Raw genomic sequence first — 18,513 nt, 5'->3', positions numbered from 1 at the left:
TCATGGGACGACGTGGGAAGGATGCCGTACGGCGTCCGTCCGCGGCACCCCCTCGCGCCGTCCTCCCCCCTGTTCTGCCCAGAGCTTGCCTCGCACTCACGTTTCCCCGGGGCGGGCCCGATCGTTGGGGTGGACGTGAGGCACGTACAAGGGCGCGCGCGGCGCGCGGGGGCCGCGCTGGCCGCCGTACTGACATGGGCAGGACTGCTGGCGGGGACCGCCGGCTGCACTTCGGAACGCGTGGACGGGCGCGGCGCGCCCCCGGCGCCCGAGGAGGTCATCCGCATCACGCCGGACGACGGCAGCAGGGGGGTGGGGCGGGACGAACGGCTCTCGGTGCGGGTGTCCGGCGGGCGGCTGGAGTCGGTGAGGGTCGTCAGGTCCCAGGACGCCCAGGAGACGCCGGTCCCCGGACGGATCACCGCCGACGGCCGGCGCTGGGAGCCCGCCGACGGGCGGCTGGCGCCGGCCGCCGCGTACACGGTCGACGCGGTGGCCGTGGACCGGCACGGCCACCGCTCCGCCCGGCACGCCACCTTCACCACCCAGGTCCCCCGGGAGCGCTTCATTGGGTACGTCACCCCCGAGAACCGCGCCACGGTCGGCACCGGAATGATCGTCTCCGTGGAGTTCAACCGGAGGATCACCCGCCGCGCCGCCGTCGAGCGCGCCGTCCGCGTGACGGCGGACCCGGCCGTCGAGATCCGCCCCCACTGGTTCGGCGACGACCGCCTCGACTTCCGCCCCGAGAAGTACTGGAAGCCCGGCACCAGGGTCACCGTCCGCCTGCGCCTCCGCGACGTCGAGGGGGCGCCCGGGGTGTACGGGCTGCAGTACCGGACGTACTCCTTCACCGTCGGCCGCAGCCAGGTCTCCGTGGTCGACGCGGCCGAGCACACCATGCGGGTCCACCGGGACGGCGAGCTGCTCGCCACGGTGCCGATCACCGCCGGCGCCCCGGGGACCGCGACCTACAACGGCAAGATGGTGGTCACCGAGATGCTCGAACTGACCCGGATGAACGGCGCCACGGTCGGCTTCAAGAAGGCCGACGGCAAGGGCGAGTACGACATCCCGGACGTCCCGCACGCCATGCGCCTGACCACCTCCGGCACCTTCCTGCACGGCAACTACTGGGCGCCCGCCGACGTCTTCGGCCGGTCCAACGTCAGCCACGGCTGCGTGGGCCTGCGCGATGTGAAGGGCGGCGGCTCGGACACCCCGGCGGGCTGGTTCTTCGACCGCAGCCTCGTCGGGGACGTCGTCGAGGTCGTCCGCAGCAAGGACGGGAAGGTCGCTCCCGACAACGGGCTCGGAGGCTGGAACATGAGCTGGAAGGCGTGGAAGGCGGGCAGCGCGGTGAAGTGACCCGCCCGGGGGGCGGGACGGCCCGCCCCCCGGCGCAGCCGGTACGGAACGGTGACAGTCGTGGACCGCCGACCCTCCTGATCTTGTGGTTACTATGCGCCGGGGCGCGCGGGACGCGCCGGGGCGCGGGCCCGGTCAGGGCCGGGGAGGGGAGACGACTTGAAGGTGCGACCGATATCGGGGACGTCGGCCGGTACGCGGGGGCGGGGCCGCACGGGACCGCTGGCGCTGGTGCTCGGCGTCCTGCTGCTGGCCGGCACCGCCTGCGGCGGGGGGAACCCGGAGCCCGGTCCGGGATCCGGCGCCGGCAGGGACAGGGACCCGGGCGCGGTGCGGAGCAAGCAGTCCGAGGCCGTCGTCAGCATCGCCCCGAAGGACGGCGCCCGTTCCGTCGACACCAGCGGCGCCCTTGAGGTCGGCGCCGCCAGGGGCAGGCTGACCGAGGTGGAGGTCAGGGACGGCGAGGGCCGCGAGGTCGCCGGGAGGATATCCGGCGACGGCGCCACCTGGACGCCGTCCACCCACCTGGCCGCCTCCACCACGTACACGGTGCACGCGGTCGCCGAGGACTCCGAGGGCCGTAAGGCCGCCGAGGACTCCCGTTTCACGACGCTCACCCCGAAGAACACCTTCGTCGGCACCTTCACCCCCGAGGACGGCTCCACCGTCGGGGTGGGCATGCCGTTCTCCCTCCGCTTCAGCCGGGGCATCACCCGCCCCGAGGAGGTCGAGAAGGCCATCACCGTCAGGACCGAGCCGGCCGTCGAGGTCGAGGGCCACTGGTTCGGCAACGACCGCCTCGACTTCCGCCCCGAGAAGTACTGGAAGCCCGGCACCAAGGTCACCGTCGACCTCGCCCTCGACGGCGTCGAGGGCCGCGACGGCGTCTACGGCAAGCAGTCGAAGACCGTCTCCTTCACCGTCGGCCGCAGCCAGGTCTCCGTGGTCGACGCCGAGAAGCTCACGATGAAGGTCACGCGGAACGGCAAGGTGATCAGGACCGTCCCCGTCACCACCGGCAAGCCCGGCATGGAGACCTGGAACGGCCAGATGGTCATCAGCGAGAAGCTCGCGGTGACCCGGATGAACGGCGAGACGGTCGGCTACGGCGGCGAGTACGACATCAAGGACGTCCCGCACGCCATGCGCCTGACCACCTCCGGCACCTTCCTGCACGGCAACTACTGGGGCGGCGGCGCCTTCGGCAACTACAACGCCAGCCACGGCTGCATCGGACTGCGCGACGTGCGCGGCGGCTACGACGAGAGCGCGCCGGGCGCCTGGTTCTTCGACAACTCCATGATCGGCGACGTGGTGATCGTCAAGAACTCGAACGACCGGACCGTCGACCCGGACAACGGGCTCAACGGCTGGAACATGTCCTGGGAGAAGTGGAAGGCGTAGGCCGTCCGGCGCGGGCGCGATCCCCCGCGTGACGTACGGGCCCGGTGTGATCCACCACACCGGGCCCGTTGCCGTTAGTGCCCGTTAACCTGCCTGCATGACCGTGAATCTCGAAGTCGCGGACGGCGTCGGCACCCTGCGTCTGGACCGCCCGCCCATGAACGCGCTGGACATCGCCACGCAGGACCGGCTCAAGGAGCTCGCCGAGGAGGCCGCGCGCCGCGCGGACGTGCGCGCCGTGGTGATCTACGGCGGCGAGAAGGTGTTCGCCGCGGGCGCGGACATCAAGGAGATGCAGACCATGGACCACACGGCCATGGTGCTGCGCGCCCGCGCCCTGCAGGACGCGTTCACGGCGGTCGCCCGCATCCCCAAGCCGGTCGCGGCAGCCGTCACCGGCTACGCCCTCGGCGGCGGCTGCGAACTCGCCCTGTGCGCCGACTACCGCATCGCCGCCGACAACGCCAGGCTGGGCCAGCCGGAGATCCTGCTCGGTCTGATCCCGGGCGCGGGCGGCACCCAGCGCCTGGCCCGCCTGATCGGCCCCTCCAAGGCCAAGGACCTGATCTTCACGGGCCGTCAGGTGAAGGCCGACGAGGCGCTGGCGCTGGGCCTGGTGGACCGGGTCGTCCCGGCCGCCGAGGTATACGCCGAGGCGCACGCCTGGGCCGCGAGACTCGCGCGGGGACCGGCGATCGCGCTGCGCGCGGCGAAGGAGGCCGTCGACACCGGGCTGGAGACGGACATCGACACCGGTCTCGCCGTCGAACGGAACTGGTTCGCCGGACTGTTCGCCACGGAGGACCGCGAGCGCGGCATGCGCAGCTTCGTGACGGAGGGGCCGGGGAAGGCCGAATTCCTCTGACCGCCCCGTCCGGTTCCCCCTGATCCCCGCGCGGACTTCCTCCACGGGTCCCGGCGGGTCGCTCGCGGCCGCCGCGGTGTCCGCTCCGGGTCCCTCGAAGGGGCGGTTCGCGGCAGCGTCGAGCGGCCCCGGGCCCGTCTTGCCGAGGGGATCCGCCGGTTGCCGCCGGGCGGGTCGTTCCGGCAGGTGGGGGCAGCGTCCGGCCGGTGCCGCGCCGCCGGCGGGACGCGCCGCCGGCGGCGCGGGAGGAGGCGGCCGCCCCGGAGGTATTCCCCGGGAACGGCCCCGGAGGACGGGCCGGACGGCCATGATGGGGGGCATGGCGGGGCTGGAGGGTAGGGAACAGCCGCGGGGACACGGCCGTGCCACCACGGCGCGCTGGTCGCCGGCGATCGAGGACGAATGCGCCCTGGAAGCGCTGGAGTTGTTCGGCAACCCGACGGAAGGCGAAGTTCCGCTGCCGTCCCGCCCGGAGTCCGCGGCCGTCGCCCGCAGACTGGCCCAGATGGTGGTCCTGCGCCAGTGGGGGCTCGGCCCCAGGATCACGGAGGACGTCGTCCTCCTCGTCTCCGAGCTGGTGGGCAACGCCGTACGCCACACCGGCGCCCGTGTCTTCGGCCTCCGTATGCGCCGCTTCCGCGGCCGGGTCCGGGTCGAGGTCCGCGACCCCTCCCGGGGACTGCCCTGTCTGATGCCGGTGCAGGAGACGGACCTCAGCGGGCGGGGGCTCTTCCTCGTCGACCGGCTGTCCGACCGGTGGGGGGTCGACCTGCTGCCGCGGGGCAAGACCACCTGGTTCGAGATAAAGGTGACGGACCGTTAGGACTCCTCGGACGGATCTCCGGGGCGGCGCGGCGCCCGGCGCGCACGCCCGGCGGCCGGAACCGGCGCCGCACCGCGAGGAGTCCGCCCGGGTGGCCGCCGCATCGGAGCCCTGGGCGGGCAGTTAATCTGACCTGCGTCAGAGCGCAACGCACAGCACGACACGAGGGGCGGACCGGTGGCGGACATCGAGGAAGCACGCAAGCAGTTCGAGCGGATCGACACGGACGGGGACGGATTCGTCACCGCCGCCGAGTTCAAGGCCGCCCTGGCCCAGGGCGGCGACTGGAACGTCACCGAGGCGGTGGCCGAGGCGATCATCGCCAGCCGCGACCTCGACGGCGACAAGCTGCTGTCGTTCGACGAGTTCTGGACGTACCTGAACAAGTGACGTGACTCCGCCTCGCGTGGCTCGGCCACGTGACGCGCGCGGAAGGGGCGCCCGGCCGGCCGGGCGCCCCTTCCGTCACGTCCGGCGCCGGACCCGCACGCTCCAGCGGCCGTCGTGCCGGTCCAGGACCAGCGGGAGGTCGAAGCACTTGCCGACCTGGTCGCTGGTGAGCACGTCGGCCACCGGGCCCTGCGCGAGGGGGAGGCCGTCGCGCAGCAGCAGGGCGTGGGTGGTGCCGGCGGGCAGTTCCTCCAGGTGATGGGTGACCAGGACCGTCGCCAGGTGCGGATGGTCCCGGCACAGCTCCTCCAGCGCGCCGAGCAGCTGTTCCCGGCCCGGCAGATCGAGCCCGGTGGCCGGTTCGTCGAGCAGCAGCAGCCGGGGCTCGGGCATGAGGGCGCGCGCGATCAGGGTCCGGCCGCGCTGGCCCTGGGAGAGCGTGGGCCAGCGCGCCTCGGCCAGCCCGGCGAGCCCCAGGGTGCCGATCAGCCGCTCGGCCCGCTCCCGCTGCCCGGGGGTCGGCCGCCAGCGGGGAAGCGGCTCCACGGAGTTGGTCAGCCCGGTCAGGACGACGTCCCGGACCCGCAGCGGCGAGGCGAGCGGATGGCGGGGGTCGACATGGCCGACGTACGCGCGCAGCTCGCGCAGGTCGACGCGGCCCAGGCGGCGGCCGAGCACCTCCACCGTGCCGCGGGTGGGATGGACCAGGGCGCCGAGCAGGCTGAGCAGCGTGGACTTGCCCGCGCCGTTGGCGCCGAGCAGCGCCCAGTGCTCGCCGGCGCGCACGGTGAGGGAGACCTCCCGCAGGATCGGCCGGCCGTCGCGGACGACGTGCACGTCCTCGGCGCGCAGGACCTCGGTCACCGCCGTGCCGCCGGAAGGGGAGCGTGGGGCATCATGCCCGGTACGCTATCCACCCCTCAGGTCCTCAGACAAGTGAGCTCCTCCCGGCGAGCCCGCAGCAGCCCCCGTCGACAGGTGACCCCATGCCCCTCGGTGCCGTCCGCCCCAGCCCCCTGGTCGAACAGGCCGCCGCCCGGCTGCGCGAGCAGATCACCGGCGGCCACTGGCCGGTCGGCACCCGGCTGCCCGGCGAGACCACCCTGGCCAAGGAGCTCGGAGTGGGCCGCTCCACCGTCCGGGAGGCGCTGCGCGCCCTCGCGGGCGCCGGCCTGGTGCGGGCCCGCCAGGGCGCCGGCGTCTTCGTCGTCGCCACCGAGCCCGCCGAGGACTGGCCCGCCCGGCTGCGGCGGGCCGCGGTGACCGACGTCTACGAGGTCCGCATGGCGGTCGAGGTGCACGCGGGCCGGCTGGCCGCGCTGCGCCGCACCGACGAGGACGTCGCCGCGATACGGGCCGCCCTGGCGGGCCGCCGCGCCGCCGCCGCCCTGGACGACGCGGCCTTCGTCGACGCCGACATCGCCTTCCACACGGCCGTGGTCGCCGCCGCCCACAACCCCGTGCTCGCCGACCTGTTCACCGGGTTCGTCCCCGTGCTGCGCGAGGGCCTGATCGAGCTGCTGGCCCTGACCGGCCTGCGCGCCGCCGACCCCGACGTCGCCGACGCCGCCCACGAGGCCCTGGCCCGGGCCGTCGAGGACGGGGACGCGGAGGCGGCGGCGCAGGTGCTGCGCCGGGAACTGGAGGATCCGTTCGGCGGCCGGGAGGGAAGCCCGCCGGGGTCTTCGGCACCCTCGGCCGCACCCGGGACGCCCCCGCCTGACGGGGGCCGGCCGGCGCGTCCCGCGGGCCCCGAGGGCGCCGTCACCCGTTCGCCGGGCGCCGGAATAGCCCGCCCGGCCCCCGGGTTGGCCCCTGGCAGAGACGGAGCCTCCGGCTCCGCCGTACACCGGACCCGGAAAGGCCAGGTAAGCGGGACATGAGGATCGGCATCATCGGAGCGGGCAACATCGGCGGCAACCTCACCCGGCGGCTCACCGCCCTCGGCCACGACGTCTTCGTCGCCAACTCCCGCGGTCCGCACACGCTCACGGCGCTGGCCGAGGAGACCGGCGCGCGGCCCGTGCCGGTCGAGGAGGCGGCGCGCGGCGCCGAGGTGGTGGTCGTCGCGATCCCCGTGAAGGCGGTCCCGGACCTGCCCGCCGGGCTGCTCGACGAGGCCGCGGACGGCGTCGCCGTCATCGACACCGGCAACTACTACCCCAGGGAGCGGGACGGCAGGATCGCGGAGATCGAGGACGAGGGCCTCACCGAGAGCCGCTGGACCGAACGCCGGATCGGCCACCCCGTGATCAAGGCGTTCAACGGCACCTACGCCCAGGACATCCTGGACCGCCCCCGCCCGGCCGGCGCCCCCGACCGCCTGGCCCTCCCGGTCGCGGGCGACGACGAGGCGGCCAAGGCGAAGGTCCGCGCCCTGATCGACGAGCTCGGCTTCGACACCGTGGACGCGGGCGGCCTGGACGACTCCTGGCGCCAGCAGCCGGGCACCCCGGTCTACGGCCTGCGGGGCGGTGTCGCGGAGGTCGGCAAGGCCCTGACGGAGGCCTCCCCCGAGCGTCCGGCGGACTTCAGGGCGTAGCCCAGTCCCGCAGCGCCGCCTCGCTGGCGAAGTCGGCGACGTTCCGGTCCAGTGGATCGTCGGTGTACTGGTGGAAGCGCCACCTGGCCTTGATCCGGGGCTTGCCGGCGGTGACGTAGTCGGCGATCCACAGGCCGTCGCCGGCGTAGGACGTGGTGTCGACGTTGAGCCAGTAGTTCCGGTTGCAGTACAGGATCACCCGGTTGTCCGGCCGCAGCTCCTTCACCTTGCGGATGAAGCGGTCCTTCTCGGCATTGGTCGCGTGGGTCCCGTCGCCGGTGGTCTCCCAGTCGACGGCGAGGATGTCCCCGGCCCGCTCGGGGGCCCTGCCGACGAAGTACTCGGCCTGGGCCGTCAGGTTGCCCGGCCACAGGAAGTGGTAGAAGCCGACCACGAGTCCGGCCGCGCGGGCCCGCTCGGTCTGGGCGGCGAGCTTGGGATTGACGTACGAACGGCCCTCCGTCGCCTTGATGAAGACGAAGGAGAGGCCGTCCGTGTCGTAGGCGGAGGACTGGTACGAGCTGACATCGATGCCGCGCAGCATGCGGGGCCTCCCTGAAGCGGCTGCGAGGGAACAGGAGTTGTTTATTCCCCGCATCCGGCGAGGCGATTCGGCGCCGGCTCAGCACTCGATGATGTTGACGGCCAGTCCGCCCCGCGCGGTCTCCTTGTACTTCACCGACATGTCGGCGCCGGTGTCCTTCATCGTCTTGATGACCTTGTCCAGGGACACCTTGTGCGAGCCGTCGCCGCGCATGGCCATGCGGGCGGCGGTGACCGCCTTGACCGCGGCCATGCCGTTGCGCTCGATGCACGGGATCTGGACGAGGCCGCCGACCGGGTCGCAGGTCAGGCCGAGGTTGTGCTCCATGCCGATCTCCGCGGCGTTCTCGACCTGCTCGGGCGTGCCGCCCAGCACCTCGGCGAGCGCGCCCGCCGCCATCGAGCAGGCGGAGCCGACCTCGCCCTGGCAGCCGACCTCGGCGCCGGAGATGGAGGCGTTCTCCTTGAAGAGCATGCCGATGGCGCCCGCGGCGAGCAGGAAGCGGACCACGCCGTCCTCGTCGGCGCCGGGCACGAAGTTCATGTAGTAGTGCAGGACGGCCGGGATGATGCCGGCCGCGCCGTTGGTGGGGGCGGTGACGACCCGGCCGCCGGCCGCGTTCTCCTCGTTCACCGCCATCGCGTAGAGCGTGATCCACTCCATCGCGCGGGCCGCCGGGTCGCCCTCCGCGCGCAGCTGGCGGGCGGTGACGGCGGCGCGGCGGCGCACCCGCAGGCCGCCCGGCAGGATGCCCTCGCGGGACATGCCGCGCGCCACGCAGGCCTGCATCACCCGCCAGATCTCCAGCAGGCCCGCGCGGATCTCCTCCTCGGTGCGCCAGGCCCGCTCGTTCTCCAGCATCAGCGAGGAGATGGACAGGCCGGTCTCCTTCGTCAGGCGCAGCAGCTCGTCGCCGGTGCGGAAGGGGTACTTCAGGACCGTGTCGTCGAGCCGGATGCGGTCGGCGCCCACCGCGTCCTCGTCGACGACGAAGCCGCCGCCCACCGAGTAGTACGTCTTCGACAGCAGTTCCGTGCCCGAGGCGTCGTACGCCCCCAGGGTCATGCCGTTCGCGTGGTAGGGGAGGGCCTTGCGGCGGTGCAGCACCAGGTCGGCGTCGAAGTCGAACGCGATCTCGTGTTCGCCGAGGAGCCGCAGACGGCCCCGGGCCTTGATCGCCTCCACCCGCTCGTCCGCCGTCTCCACGTCCACCGTGCGCGGCGAGTCCCCCTCCAGGCCGAGCAGGACGGCCTTGGGGGTGCCGTGGCCGTGGCCGGTCGCGCCGAGGGATCCGTACAGCTCGGACCGCACCGAGGCGACGGAGTCCAGGAGCCCCGCACCCCGCAGCCGGCGGGCGAACATGCGGGCCGCCCGCATCGGGCCCACCGTGTGGGAGCTGGACGGGCCGATGCCGATCGAGAACAGGTCGAAGACCGAGAGGGCCACGGTGAACTCCTGGGGACGGGGGGTGGCGGGGCGCCCGGCCGGAACGCGGGCCGGGCGCCCCGCCGGGGACTTACTTGGACAGGCCGGGGTACAGCGGGTGCCGGTCGGCCAGCGCCTTCACCCGGGCCCCGAGCGCCTCGGCGTCGTAGGACGGCTTCAGCGCCTCGGCGATGACGTCCGCGACCTCGGCGAAGTCCTCGGCGGTGAAGCCGCGGGTCGCCAGGGCGGGCGTGCCGATCCTGAGGCCCGACGTCACCATCGGCGGCCGCGGGTCGTTCGGAACGGCGTTGCGGTTGACGGTGATGCCGACCTCGTGCAGGCGGTCCTCGGCCTGCTGCCCGTCCAGTTCGGAGCGGCGCAGGTCGACCAGGACCAGGTGGACGTCCGTGCCGCCGGACAGGACGGACACGCCGTGCCCGGCGACGTCGTCGCGCACCAGGCGCTCGGCGAGGATGCGCGCGCCCTCCAGGGTACGGCGCTGCCGCTCCTTGAAGTCCTCGCCCGCCGCGACCTTGAAGGCGACCGCCTTGGCGGCGATCACGTGCTCCAGCGGGCCGCCCTGCTGGCCGGGGAAGACCGCGGAGTTGATCTTCTTGGCCAGGTCGGCCGTGGACAGGATCACCCCGCCGCGCGGGCCGCCCAGCGTCTTGTGGGTGGTCGTGGTGACCACATGGGCGTGCGGGACCGGGTTCGGGTGCAGCCCGGCCGCCACCAGGCCCGCGAAGTGCGCCATGTCGACCATGAGGTACGCGCCGACCTCGTCCGCGATCCGGCGGAACGCGGCGAAGTCCAGCCGGCGCGGGTAGGCCGACCAGCCGGCGACGATCAGCTTCGGCTTGTTCTCCTTCGCCAGCCGCTCGACCTCGGCCATGTCGACCAGGCCGTCCTCGCCCACGTGGTAGGCGACGACGTCGTACAGCCTGCCGGAGAAGTTGATCCTCATGCCGTGGGTCAGGTGCCCGCCGTGCGCGAGGTCCAGACCCATGATCGTGTCGCCGGGCTTCAGCAGCGCGAACATCGCGGCCGCGTTGGCCTGGGCGCCCGAGTGCGGCTGGACGTTGGCGTGCTCGGCGCCGAAGAGCTCCTTGACCCGGTCGACGGCGATCTGCTCGACCACGTCGACGTGCTCGCAGCCGCCGTAGTAGCGGCGGCCCGGGTAGCCCTCGGCGTACTTGTTGGTCAGGACCGAGCCCTGCGCCTGCATGACCGCGACCGGGGCGAAGTTCTCCGAGGCGATCATCTCCAGGGTGGACTGCTGGCGGCGCAGCTCGGCGCCGACGGCGGCGGCGACCTCCGGGTCGAGCTCGTGCAGGGGCGTGTCGAGGACAGTCATCGGGGCGGGCTCCTCAGCCGGCGGTGTGGGCGGCGTACTCGTCGGCGGAGAGCAGGTCGGCCGGCTCGTCGGTGACGCGCACCTTGAACAGCCAGCCGCCCTCGAAGGGCGCCGAGTTCACCAGCGACGGGTCGTCGACCACGGCCTCGTTGATCTCGGTGACCTCGCCGGAGACGGGGGAGTACAGGTCGGAGACGGACTTGGTCGACTCCAGCTCGCCGCAGGTCTCGCCCGCGGTCACGGTGTCGCCGACCTCCGGGAGCTGGACGAAGACGACGTCACCGAGCGCGTTGGCCGCGTGCTCCGTGATGCCGACCGTCGCGACGCCGTCCTCGGCGGCCGACAGCCACTCGTGCTCCTTGCTGTAGCGCAGCTGCTGGGGGTTGCTCATGGCCTGAATTCTCCTGTACGCGAGGGAGTGGTGGTGAATGGAGGGCTGCAAAAAGCGCACGTGAACAGGCACGATGTGCCCGACATCACCTCCGGGACGGTGTCCCGGGCGCTTACGGCGGTGTCACCGGCGCGTCACGCGCGCCGCTTGTAGAACGGCAGCGCCACGACCTCGTACGGCTCGTGGGTGCCCCGGATGTCCACGCCGACGCCGGGCGTGCCGGGGACCGCGTGCGCCGCGTCGACGTAGGCCATCGCGATCGGCCTGCCGAGGGTGGGGGAGGGGGCGCCCGAGGTGACCTCGCCGATCACCTCGCCGCCGGCGACCACCGGGTACCCGGCGCGCGGGACGCGGCGGCCCTCGGCGACCAGGCCGACCAGGACGCGCGGGGGGTTCTCCCGGGAGCGGGCGGCGGCCCGCTCCAGCGCCGCCCGCCCCACGAAGTCGCCCTCCTTGCCGAACTTCACCACCCGGCCGAGCCCGGCGTCGAAGGGCGTCAGCGAGGCGGTCAGCTCGTGCCCGTACAGCGGCATGCCCGCCTCCAGGCGCAGGGTGTCCCGGCAGGACAGCCCGCAGGGCACGAGTCCGGCGCCCGCGCCCGCCTCGGTCAGCGCCCGCCACAGCCGCACGGCGTGCTCCGGGCCCACGAACAGCTCGAAGCCGTCCTCGCCGGTGTAGCCGGTGCGCGCGATCAGCGCCGGGACGCCGGCGACGGTGCCCGGCAGGCCGGCGTAGTACTTCAGGCCGTCGAGGTCGGCGTCGGTGAGGGCCTTGAGGATCCCCGGGGACTCGGGGCCCTGCACGGCGATCAGCGCGTAGGCGTCGCGGTCGTCGCGCACCTCGGCGTCGAAGCCGGCCGAACGCTCCGTGAGCGCGTCCAGCACCACCTGGGCGTTGGCGGCGTTGGCGACGACCAGGTACTCCGCCTCGGCCCGCCGGTAGACGATCAGGTCGTCGATGATGCCGCCGTCCTCCTGGCAGATCATGGTGTAGCGGGCGCGGCCGGCCCCGACGCCCCCGAGGTCGCCCACCAGGGCGTAGTCCAGCAGCGCGGCCGCCTGCGGGCCGGTGACGGTGATCTCGCCCATGTGGGACAGGTCGAACAGGCCGGCCCGGGTGCGCACGGCCTGGTGCTCGTCGCGCTCGGAGCCGTAGCGCAGGGGCATGTCCCAGCCGGCGAAGTCGGTCATCGTCGCGCCGAGCTCGCGGTGCACGGCGTCGAGCGCGGTACGGCGGGGGGATTCGGTACTGCTCATCGGACGGTCGTCTCCCAGGGCGATGGGCCCCCGCGCGCGGGCGGCGCCGGGCGCGGGAAAGGGCGAGGAAAGGTCCTCCCCATCTGTCATCGGAACCTGAGAGGTTCGCCCTGACCCCGCGGGGTCCTGGCTTGCACCTTGGGTGGGGCCGCCGCGGCGGCCCGCTTTTCAGATGTGCCTCGCCCGCGCGGTAACGGGGCCTGAGAGATTCAAGGGAGGGACTTGCTCCTTCGGCGCCCCGGCATTCGCGGTGCCGGGAACTCTCCCGCGCGGATTCAAACGGCCGGTATGCAGTTGGCGCGCACATCATTGCACGCATCGGACCGGCACGGCAGGGGGACCTTTCCCAGGGGGCGCGCCGTGTCCGCGGGCGGACACAGCACCCTGTAGCAGGCTTGTTGCGGGAAACGCACGAAAACGCGAGACATCCGGCATTACCTTCTCTTTACACTCGGCGGGGATGGGGACTCCGTACCCGGCCCCAGGGGAGGACGATCACGGTGAACAGGACCACGGCGTACGCCACCATCTCGGGCAGCGTGCGGGCCGGGCGGCACGCCGCCCTGGCCGGGGAGGCGTGCGGCCCGTCGCCGGCACCCGTCGTCCGCGATCTGCGCGACCGCGCCGGCCGCAGCCCGCACGCCCTGCTGTTCGGGCCCCGCGACATCGTCGCGGTCACCGGTCTGCCCGGCAGCGGCAAGTCGACGCTGATGCGGCGCACGGTGCGCGGCCCGCGCGTCGACTCCCAGGACACCCGCGACCGCTGGGAGCGCCGCATGCCCCGCTTCCTGCCGTACGCGGTCTACCGCCCCCTGGTCCGCCTCGCCCACTACGCCGGACTGCGCCGGGCGCTGCGCTCCGGCGAGGGCGTCGTCGTCCACGACTGCGGTACGCAGGCCTGGGTGCGCGGCTGGCTGGCCCGCGCGGCCCGGCGCCGGGGCGGCGCGCTGCACCTGCTGCTGCTCGACGTCACGCCCGAGCAGGCGCTGGCCGGCCAGCGCGACCGCGGCCGCGGCGTGTCGCGGTACGCGTTCCGGCGTCACCGCACGGCCACCGCCCGACTGCTGCGCGCCGCCCAGGAGGGCCGGCTGCCCGCCGGCTGCGCCTCGGCCATTCTCGCCGACCGGGACGCGGCGGACACGCTGCGCCGCATCGGGTTCACGGGCTGAGCCGGCCGCGCGGCCGCACGGGTAGCCTTTTCAGCCCCAGCAGTGGTTCCAGGCAGGCGGTGGCAGATGGACTTCCCGGCGGGCTTCTCCGCGGACTTCCCGGCGCAGGCGCACCCTCACCCGCACGGGGGATGGCCCGGCAACGAGCTGGAGGAGGTGCTGTCGGCCTCCCTCGGCGCCGGCCCGGCGGCGGGCGGCCGGATCATCGAGGTGCTGGGCCGGAGCTTCGTGTGGGTTCCGCTGCCCAACGGCGGCGGCCCGCACAGCGGCCCCCTCGACCTGCCGGCGCTGGAGATCGAGGGCCAGGCGTACGTGCCGGTCTTCAGCTCCGAGGAGCAGTTCCGCCAGGTCGTCGGCGCCCACATGGCGTACACCATCGCCCCGGCCGTGGAGTTCGCCCGCGGCCTGCCCCCGCAGGCCGGCATCGCCGTCAACCCGGACGGCGTCGTCGGCGTGCCGCTGCCGCCGCCCGCCGTGGCGGAGCTGTGCCGGGCCGGCCGCGGCCCGCTGGAGGGCCCGGCGAGCGGTGGCCGGGTCCGGCTGTTCGAGCCCGACTGGCAGGACGACCCGGTGGACTTCCTCTCCGCCGCCTCCGCCGAGTTCGACGGGGCCGGCGTGGTGCTGACCGCCCGCCGCTGCCTGGCCGCGATCGAGACCGCCGATCCGGTGATGTTCGTGGGCGTGGAGCTCTCCGACTGGCAGGGCGACCTGCGGGAGCGCCCCCTGGACGCGCTCGGCCGCGCCCTGGGCCGGGTGCCGGTCCGGTGGCAGGTCAACCTGATCCTCATGGACATCGCCCAGGACCCGGTGGCCGACTGGCTGCGCGAGCGGGTGCGGCCCTTCTACACGCGGGCCCGGTGAGCCGCCAAAGGGGCGCGGGGACCGCACGCCCGGCCACGGCAAGTCCCCGGCTCCCGGCCGGGCTTAAGCTGGACGTCCACAGGCACGTTTCGCGAAGGGGCGGTAAGAGGTGAGCGCGAGCGGCACCGCCGCGACCGGGCAGGTCGAGCACATGCTGCGCCAGGTCACGCCCGGGCGCTACGACGCCTACGAGGCGCTCCTGCGCGCCCTCGCGACCCCGTCCTCCGGCCAGGTGTGGATGCTGCTGTGGCACGGCCAGGCCGGCTCCCCGGACGCCCAGTACGGGACGATGGAGGTCGACGGCCACGGCTACGCCCCCTGCGTCACCTCCGCCCAGGAACTCTCGGCCAGCGGCTGGAACCGGTCGTACGAGGTGGTCGACGGCCTGGAGGTGGCCCGCGCCCTGTACCCCGACCACTACGGACTCTGGCTCAACCCGCACGCCCCCGGCGGCGGCGTCGGCATCCCCTGGCTCGACCTGCGGCGCATCGCCACCGGCCTCGACCGCCAGCCCGCGGGGCCGCTCCGGCTGTCCGAACCGGCCATCGAGATCCCGCAGTTCTACGCCCTGCTCACGCAGAACGCCCACCGCACGCCGGCCGTCCGCTCCCTGCGCCGCGCCTGGGTGCAGCCCGCGCTCGGGGCGCCGTACCTCGCCATCGGCCTCGACGTGTACGACACCTCCCCGCCCGCCGTCGACTCGGTGCGCGCGATGATGCAGCAGTCCGTCGGCGCGGTCCCGGACGGCCTGCCGGTGTCGACCGTGGCGATGTCCGACGAGCACGACCCGGTCGCCATGTGGCTGCGCGCCAACGCCCGCCCCTTCTACGACCGCGAGGCCCACGCCGCCCCCGCCCAGGCTCCCGGGGCCGGGTACGGCTTCCCTCCGGCGGCGTCCGGCCGGTATTGACGGCGTCTCAGGGATCCGTCGTCCGCCGTCCGTCCGGGCGGTTCTTCGCGCGTAGAGAGGGCCGGATGGTCCTGATGCGCCCTCAATGCCCCAACTCGCCTGCGTCCGGACCCTGTTACCCGCTGTCCGGATAACGGATCTCCCCAGACAGCATCACGTTTACGCATCCTTTCTCCATGAAGTCTGGCAACAGATCGCCGAAGCGTTGAAGACTCCCGCAGCAGGGGTGGTTCGCCCCTGTGTACGACGGACGGATCACGCCGCCACAGCGGCAAGTGCGGGCCGGCGACCGCCGGTTGAGAGGGGTCTCTGCCAGATGACGGCACCATTGCACGAGCCGACCGCGGAGACGGCCCCCAGTGCGGCCGAGGAAGCGGCGGTCATCGGAGCCGAGGCGAAGGCCGTCCAGGGCCGTTCCCTGGGGCGCATCGCCTGGGAGCGCCTGAAACGGGACAAGCTCGCCCTGGCGGGCGGTGTCGTGGTGCTCTTCCTCATCCTGGTCGCGGTGCTCGCACCGGTGATCACGAAGCTGTACGGGCAGGACCCCAACGCCTACCACGAGGACCTGATCGACCCGCTGTTCGGCACGCCCACGGGCTCCCTGGGCGGCGTGAGCGGCGAGCACTGGCTGGGCGTGGAACCGGTCAACGGCCGCGACATCTTCGCCCGCATCGTCTACGGCGCCCAGATCTCCCTGCTGGTCGGTTTCCTCTCCGCGGTGGTCGCCGTCGTCCTCGGGACCGTCCTGGGCATCCTGGCCGGCTTCTTCGGCGGCTGGGTCGACTCCGTCATCAGCCGCGTCATGGACGGCCTGCTGGCCTTCCCGCAGCTGCTGTTCACCATCGCGCTGGTCTCCGTCATGCCGAACCAGCTGCTGGGGCTGACCGGCACGGGCGTGCGCGTGTTCGTGATGATCCTGGTCATCGGCTTCTTCGGCTGGCCCTACATCGGACGCGTGGTACGCGGCCAGACGCTCTCACTGCGCGAGCGGGAGTACGTCGAGGCGGCGCGCTCGCTCGGTGCCGGGCGGTTCTACATCCTCTTCAAGGAACTGCTGCCCAACCTGGTCGCGCCGATCATCGTCTACACGACGATGATGATCCCCACCAACATCCTCACCGAGGCGGCACTCAGCTTCCTGGGCGTGGGCGTCAAGCCGCCCACGGCCTCCTGGGGGCAGATGCTCTCGAACGCGATCGACTACTACGAGTCGGACCCCATGTACATGGTCGTCCCGGGTCTGGCGATCTTCATCACCGTTCTTGCCTTCAACCTCTTCGGCGACGGCGTGCGCGACGCGCTGGACCCGAAGGGCTCCCGCTGACCTGCCGTACCGCACAAGCGTCCCGTGGCACCTGCACGGGGTCTCTCATCTAATCCGGAGGATCCGAAAATCGTGACTACCCAACGCACCTCAGGGCGGCGCAAGCAGGCTTTGGCCGCTGCCGCCGTGGTCGCCGCGCTGCTGACCACGGCGGCGTGCGGCGGCGGCGACGGCGGCGGCGACGAGGGCTCGAAGAACGGCGCGGCCGGTTTCGACGCGGCGAACAACAAGGTCGCCCAGGCCTCGCTGGCCAAGAAGGGCGGCACGCTGAAGTTCGCCGGCACCCAGGACGCCGACTCGTGGGACACCACGCGCGGCTACTACGGCTTCATGTGGAACTTCTCGCGCTACTACAGCCGCCAGCTCGTCACGAACAAGACGGAGCCGGGCAAGATCGGCGCCGAGGTGACGCCGGACCTCGCCACCGGGCTCGCCAAGGTCTCCGACGACGGCAAGACCTACACGTACACCCTGCGGGACGGCATCACCTGGGAGGACGGCAAGCCGATCACCTCCAAGGACATCAAGTACGGCATCGAGCGCGTCTGGGCGCAGGACGTGCTGTCCGGCGGCCCGGTCTACCTCAAGGACGTGCTCGACCCCAAGGGCGAGTACCCGGGCCCGTACAAGGACAAGTCCAAGGACAAGCTGGGCCTGAAGGCGATCGAGACGCCGGACGACAAGACCATCGTCTTCAAGCTGCCGAAGCCCAACTCGGACTTCGAGTCGATGCTGGCGCTCACCTCGGCCTCCCCGGTCCGCCAGGACAAGGACACCAAGGCCAAGTACGGTCTGCGGCCGTTCTCCTCCGGGCCGTACAAGTTCCAGTCGTACGAGCCGGGCAAGTCCCTGACGCTGGTGCGCAACACGGAGTGGAAGCAGTCCTCCGACCCGGTCCGCAAGGCGTACCCGGACAAGATCACGATCAACTTCTTCTCCAACGCCAACGACATGGACGCCCGTCTGATCGCGGGCGACTACGACCTGGACATCAACCAGACCGGCATGTCGCCGCAGGGCCGCACCACCGCCCTGAAGCAGCACAAGAACAACCTGGACAACCCGGTCTCCGGCTACATCCGCTACGCGGTCTTCCCGCAGAGCGTGAAGCCGTTCGACAACATCCACTGCCGCAAGGCCGTGATCTACGGCGCCGACCACGTCTCGCTGCAGACCGCGCGCGGCGGCCCCATCGCCGGCGGCGACATCGGCACCAACATGCTGCCGCCGTCCGTCCCGGGCGCCGAGGGCCAGAAGTACGACCCCTACGAGCTCGCCGGCGCCAACAAGAAGGGCAACGTCGCCAAGGCCAAGGAAGAGCTGAAGGCCTGCGGCCAGCCGAACGGCTTCAAGACCACCATCGCCGTCCGCAACAACAAGCCGGCCGAGGTGGCCACCGCCCAGTCCCTGCAGGCCTCGCTGAAGAAGGTCGGCATCACCGCCGAGATCGACCAGTACGACGGCTCGCAGACCACCGGCATCATCGGCAGCCCCTCGAACGTGAAGAAGAAGGGCTACGGCATCATCATCATGGGCTGGGGCCCGGACTTCGCGTCCGTCCAGGGCTACGGCATGCCGCTGTGGGACAGCAACTACATCCTCGAGAGCGGCAACAACAACTACGCCCTGATCAAGGACAAGGAGATCGACGGCCTCTTCGACGAGTACGTCACCACCCTCGACGACTCCAAGAAGACCGAGCTCTCCACGCAGATCAACCACAAGGTCATGGAGGGCGCGTACTACCTGCCCTTCGTCTTCGAGAAGTTCGTCAACTGGCGTTCCAGCCGACTGGCGAACGTCTACACCACGGACGCGTACAACGGCATGTACGACTTCGTCAACCTCGGCCTGAAGTCCTCGAAGTAAACCCGGCACACCCGCCGT

17 protein-coding genes, 1 pseudogene and 1 riboswitch are annotated in these 18,513 nt (G+C 72.5%); of the genes and pseudogenes, 12 read left to right on the top strand and 6 right to left on the bottom strand.

Translation table 11 applies throughout. The features are described 5' to 3' along the window. The first annotated feature begins 135 nt into the window (after positions 1-135). From ACIBAI_RS25330 to ACIBAI_RS25310, 5 genes are all read left to right on the top strand, one after another. Positions 136-1,368: an Ig-like domain-containing protein gene (locus ACIBAI_RS25330; RefSeq protein WP_399037663.1), complete on the top strand. Its 1,233-nt coding sequence runs from the start codon at positions 136-138 to the stop codon at positions 1,366-1,368. A 159-nt stretch (positions 1,369-1,527) separates the two neighbouring features. Beyond that, complete coding sequence (locus ACIBAI_RS25325) at positions 1,528-2,772, top strand: Ig-like domain-containing protein (RefSeq protein WP_399037662.1); 1,245 nt, start codon at positions 1,528-1,530, stop codon at positions 2,770-2,772. Positions 2,773-2,869: 97 nt separating this feature from the next. After that, positions 2,870-3,637 carry an enoyl-CoA hydratase/isomerase family protein gene (locus ACIBAI_RS25320; RefSeq protein WP_399037660.1) on the top strand — a complete coding sequence of 256 codons (768 nt, stop codon included), beginning with the start codon at positions 2,870-2,872 and terminating at the stop codon, positions 3,635-3,637. A gap of 319 nt (positions 3,638-3,956) precedes the next feature. Beyond that, the gene (locus ACIBAI_RS25315; RefSeq protein ID WP_399037658.1) at positions 3,957-4,460 is read left to right on the top strand and encodes an ATP-binding protein; all 504 of its coding nucleotides are present in this window, start codon (positions 3,957-3,959) and stop codon (positions 4,458-4,460) included. Positions 4,461-4,637: 177 nt separating this feature from the next. Beyond that, on the top strand, positions 4,638-4,850 hold the full coding sequence (locus ACIBAI_RS25310) for an EF-hand domain-containing protein (protein WP_399037656.1): 213 nt from the start codon (positions 4,638-4,640) through the stop codon (positions 4,848-4,850). Positions 4,851-4,925: 75 nt separating this feature from the next. Here ACIBAI_RS25310 and ACIBAI_RS25305 read toward each other — a convergent pair whose 3' ends face one another. Beyond that, entirely contained in the window at positions 4,926-5,714 is a 789-nt protein-coding gene (locus ACIBAI_RS25305; RefSeq protein ID WP_399037654.1) for an ABC transporter ATP-binding protein, read from the bottom strand. Between the two features lie 122 nt (positions 5,715-5,836). Here ACIBAI_RS25305 and ACIBAI_RS25300 point away from each other — a divergent pair. Both ACIBAI_RS25300 and ACIBAI_RS25295 read left to right on the top strand, forming a co-directional pair. Further along, positions 5,837-6,497: pseudogene (locus ACIBAI_RS25300) on the top strand (FadR/GntR family transcriptional regulator); the annotation flags it as partial. A 232-nt stretch (positions 6,498-6,729) separates the two neighbouring features. Further along, entirely contained in the window at positions 6,730-7,392 is a 663-nt protein-coding gene (locus tag ACIBAI_RS25295; RefSeq protein ID WP_399037652.1) for an NADPH-dependent F420 reductase, read from the top strand. On the opposite strand, the gene ACIBAI_RS25290 is transcribed toward ACIBAI_RS25295, so the two are convergent. From ACIBAI_RS25290 to gcvT, 5 genes are all read right to left on the bottom strand, one after another. Further along, positions 7,382-7,936, bottom strand: a complete 555-nt coding sequence (locus ACIBAI_RS25290; protein WP_399037650.1) for a glycoside hydrolase family 25 protein — start codon at positions 7,934-7,936, stop codon at positions 7,382-7,384. The genes ACIBAI_RS25295 and ACIBAI_RS25290 overlap by 11 nt on opposite strands. A 78-nt stretch (positions 7,937-8,014) precedes the next feature. Next, positions 8,015-9,382 carry an L-serine ammonia-lyase gene (locus ACIBAI_RS25285; protein ID WP_399037648.1) on the bottom strand — a complete coding sequence of 456 codons (1,368 nt, stop codon included), beginning with the start codon at positions 9,380-9,382 and terminating at the stop codon, positions 8,015-8,017. Positions 9,383-9,452: 70 nt separating this feature from the next. Next, entirely contained in the window at positions 9,453-10,715 is a 1,263-nt protein-coding gene (gene glyA / locus ACIBAI_RS25280; RefSeq protein ID WP_399037646.1) for a serine hydroxymethyltransferase, read from the bottom strand. A gap of 13 nt (positions 10,716-10,728) precedes the next feature. Continuing rightward, positions 10,729-11,106, bottom strand: a complete 378-nt coding sequence (gcvH, locus tag ACIBAI_RS25275) for a glycine cleavage system protein GcvH (RefSeq protein ID WP_344606064.1) — start codon at positions 11,104-11,106, stop codon at positions 10,729-10,731. 134 nt (positions 11,107-11,240) lie between these two features. Beyond that, on the bottom strand, positions 11,241-12,362 hold the full coding sequence (gene gcvT / locus ACIBAI_RS25270; RefSeq protein WP_399037644.1) for a glycine cleavage system aminomethyltransferase GcvT: 1,122 nt from the start codon (positions 12,360-12,362) through the stop codon (positions 11,241-11,243). 178 nt (positions 12,363-12,540) lie between these two features. Then, a riboswitch (glycine riboswitch) is annotated at positions 12,541-12,640 on the bottom strand. A 222-nt stretch (positions 12,641-12,862) separates the two neighbouring features. On the opposite strand from gcvT, the gene ACIBAI_RS25265 reads away from it, so the two are divergent. The 5 genes from ACIBAI_RS25265 (at position 12,863) to ACIBAI_RS25245 (ending at position 18,495) form a co-directional block, all read left to right on the top strand. Next, entirely contained in the window at positions 12,863-13,531 is a 669-nt protein-coding gene (locus tag ACIBAI_RS25265) for an AAA family ATPase (RefSeq protein WP_399037643.1), read from the top strand. Between the two features lie 66 nt (positions 13,532-13,597). Beyond that, a complete protein-coding gene (locus tag ACIBAI_RS25260; protein WP_399037641.1) occupies positions 13,598-14,392 on the top strand; it encodes an enhanced serine sensitivity protein SseB in 795 nt (264 codons plus the stop codon). Between the two features lie 109 nt (positions 14,393-14,501). Continuing rightward, on the top strand, positions 14,502-15,302 hold the full coding sequence (locus ACIBAI_RS25255) for an enhanced serine sensitivity protein SseB C-terminal domain-containing protein (RefSeq protein WP_399037639.1): 801 nt from the start codon (positions 14,502-14,504) through the stop codon (positions 15,300-15,302). 316 nt (positions 15,303-15,618) lie between these two features. Then, positions 15,619-16,626 (top strand): ABC transporter permease, encoded by a 1,008-nt coding sequence (locus tag ACIBAI_RS25250; protein ID WP_399037637.1) that lies wholly within the window; start codon positions 15,619-15,621, stop codon positions 16,624-16,626. A 72-nt stretch (positions 16,627-16,698) separates the two neighbouring features. Then, positions 16,699-18,495 (top strand): ABC transporter substrate-binding protein, encoded by a 1,797-nt coding sequence (locus tag ACIBAI_RS25245; protein WP_399037636.1) that lies wholly within the window; start codon positions 16,699-16,701, stop codon positions 18,493-18,495. Positions 18,496-18,513: the final 18 nt, after the last annotated feature.

It is taken from the genome of Streptomyces sp. NPDC051041 (genome assembly GCF_044456065.1).
Taxonomy (GTDB): domain Bacteria; phylum Actinomycetota; class Actinomycetes; order Streptomycetales; family Streptomycetaceae; genus Streptomyces; species Streptomyces glaucus.
Note: the sequence above shows the minus strand (reverse complement) of the source record. Positions and strands in the feature narration are given on the sequence as shown.

Coding starts and splice junctions, on each gene's coding strand:
- ACIBAI_RS25260 (WP_399037641.1), top strand. CDS start 13,598: ATGGACTTCCCGGCGGGCTTCTCCGCGGACTTCCCGGCGCAGGCGCAC.
- ACIBAI_RS25320 (WP_399037660.1), top strand. CDS start 2,870: ATGACCGTGAATCTCGAAGTCGCGGACGGCGTCGGCACCCTGCGTCTG.
- gcvT (WP_399037644.1), bottom strand. CDS start 12,362: ATGAGCAGTACCGAATCCCCCCGCCGTACCGCGCTCGACGCCGTGCAC.
- ACIBAI_RS25250 (WP_399037637.1), top strand. CDS start 15,619: ATGACGGCACCATTGCACGAGCCGACCGCGGAGACGGCCCCCAGTGCG.
- gcvH (WP_344606064.1), bottom strand. CDS start 11,106: ATGAGCAACCCCCAGCAGCTGCGCTACAGCAAGGAGCACGAGTGGCTG.
- ACIBAI_RS25295 (WP_399037652.1), top strand. CDS start 6,730: ATGAGGATCGGCATCATCGGAGCGGGCAACATCGGCGGCAACCTCACC.
- ACIBAI_RS25290 (WP_399037650.1), bottom strand. CDS start 7,936: ATGCTGCGCGGCATCGATGTCAGCTCGTACCAGTCCTCCGCCTACGAC.
- ACIBAI_RS25315 (WP_399037658.1), top strand. CDS start 3,957: ATGGCGGGGCTGGAGGGTAGGGAACAGCCGCGGGGACACGGCCGTGCC.
- glyA (WP_399037646.1), bottom strand. CDS start 10,715: ATGACTGTCCTCGACACGCCCCTGCACGAGCTCGACCCGGAGGTCGCC.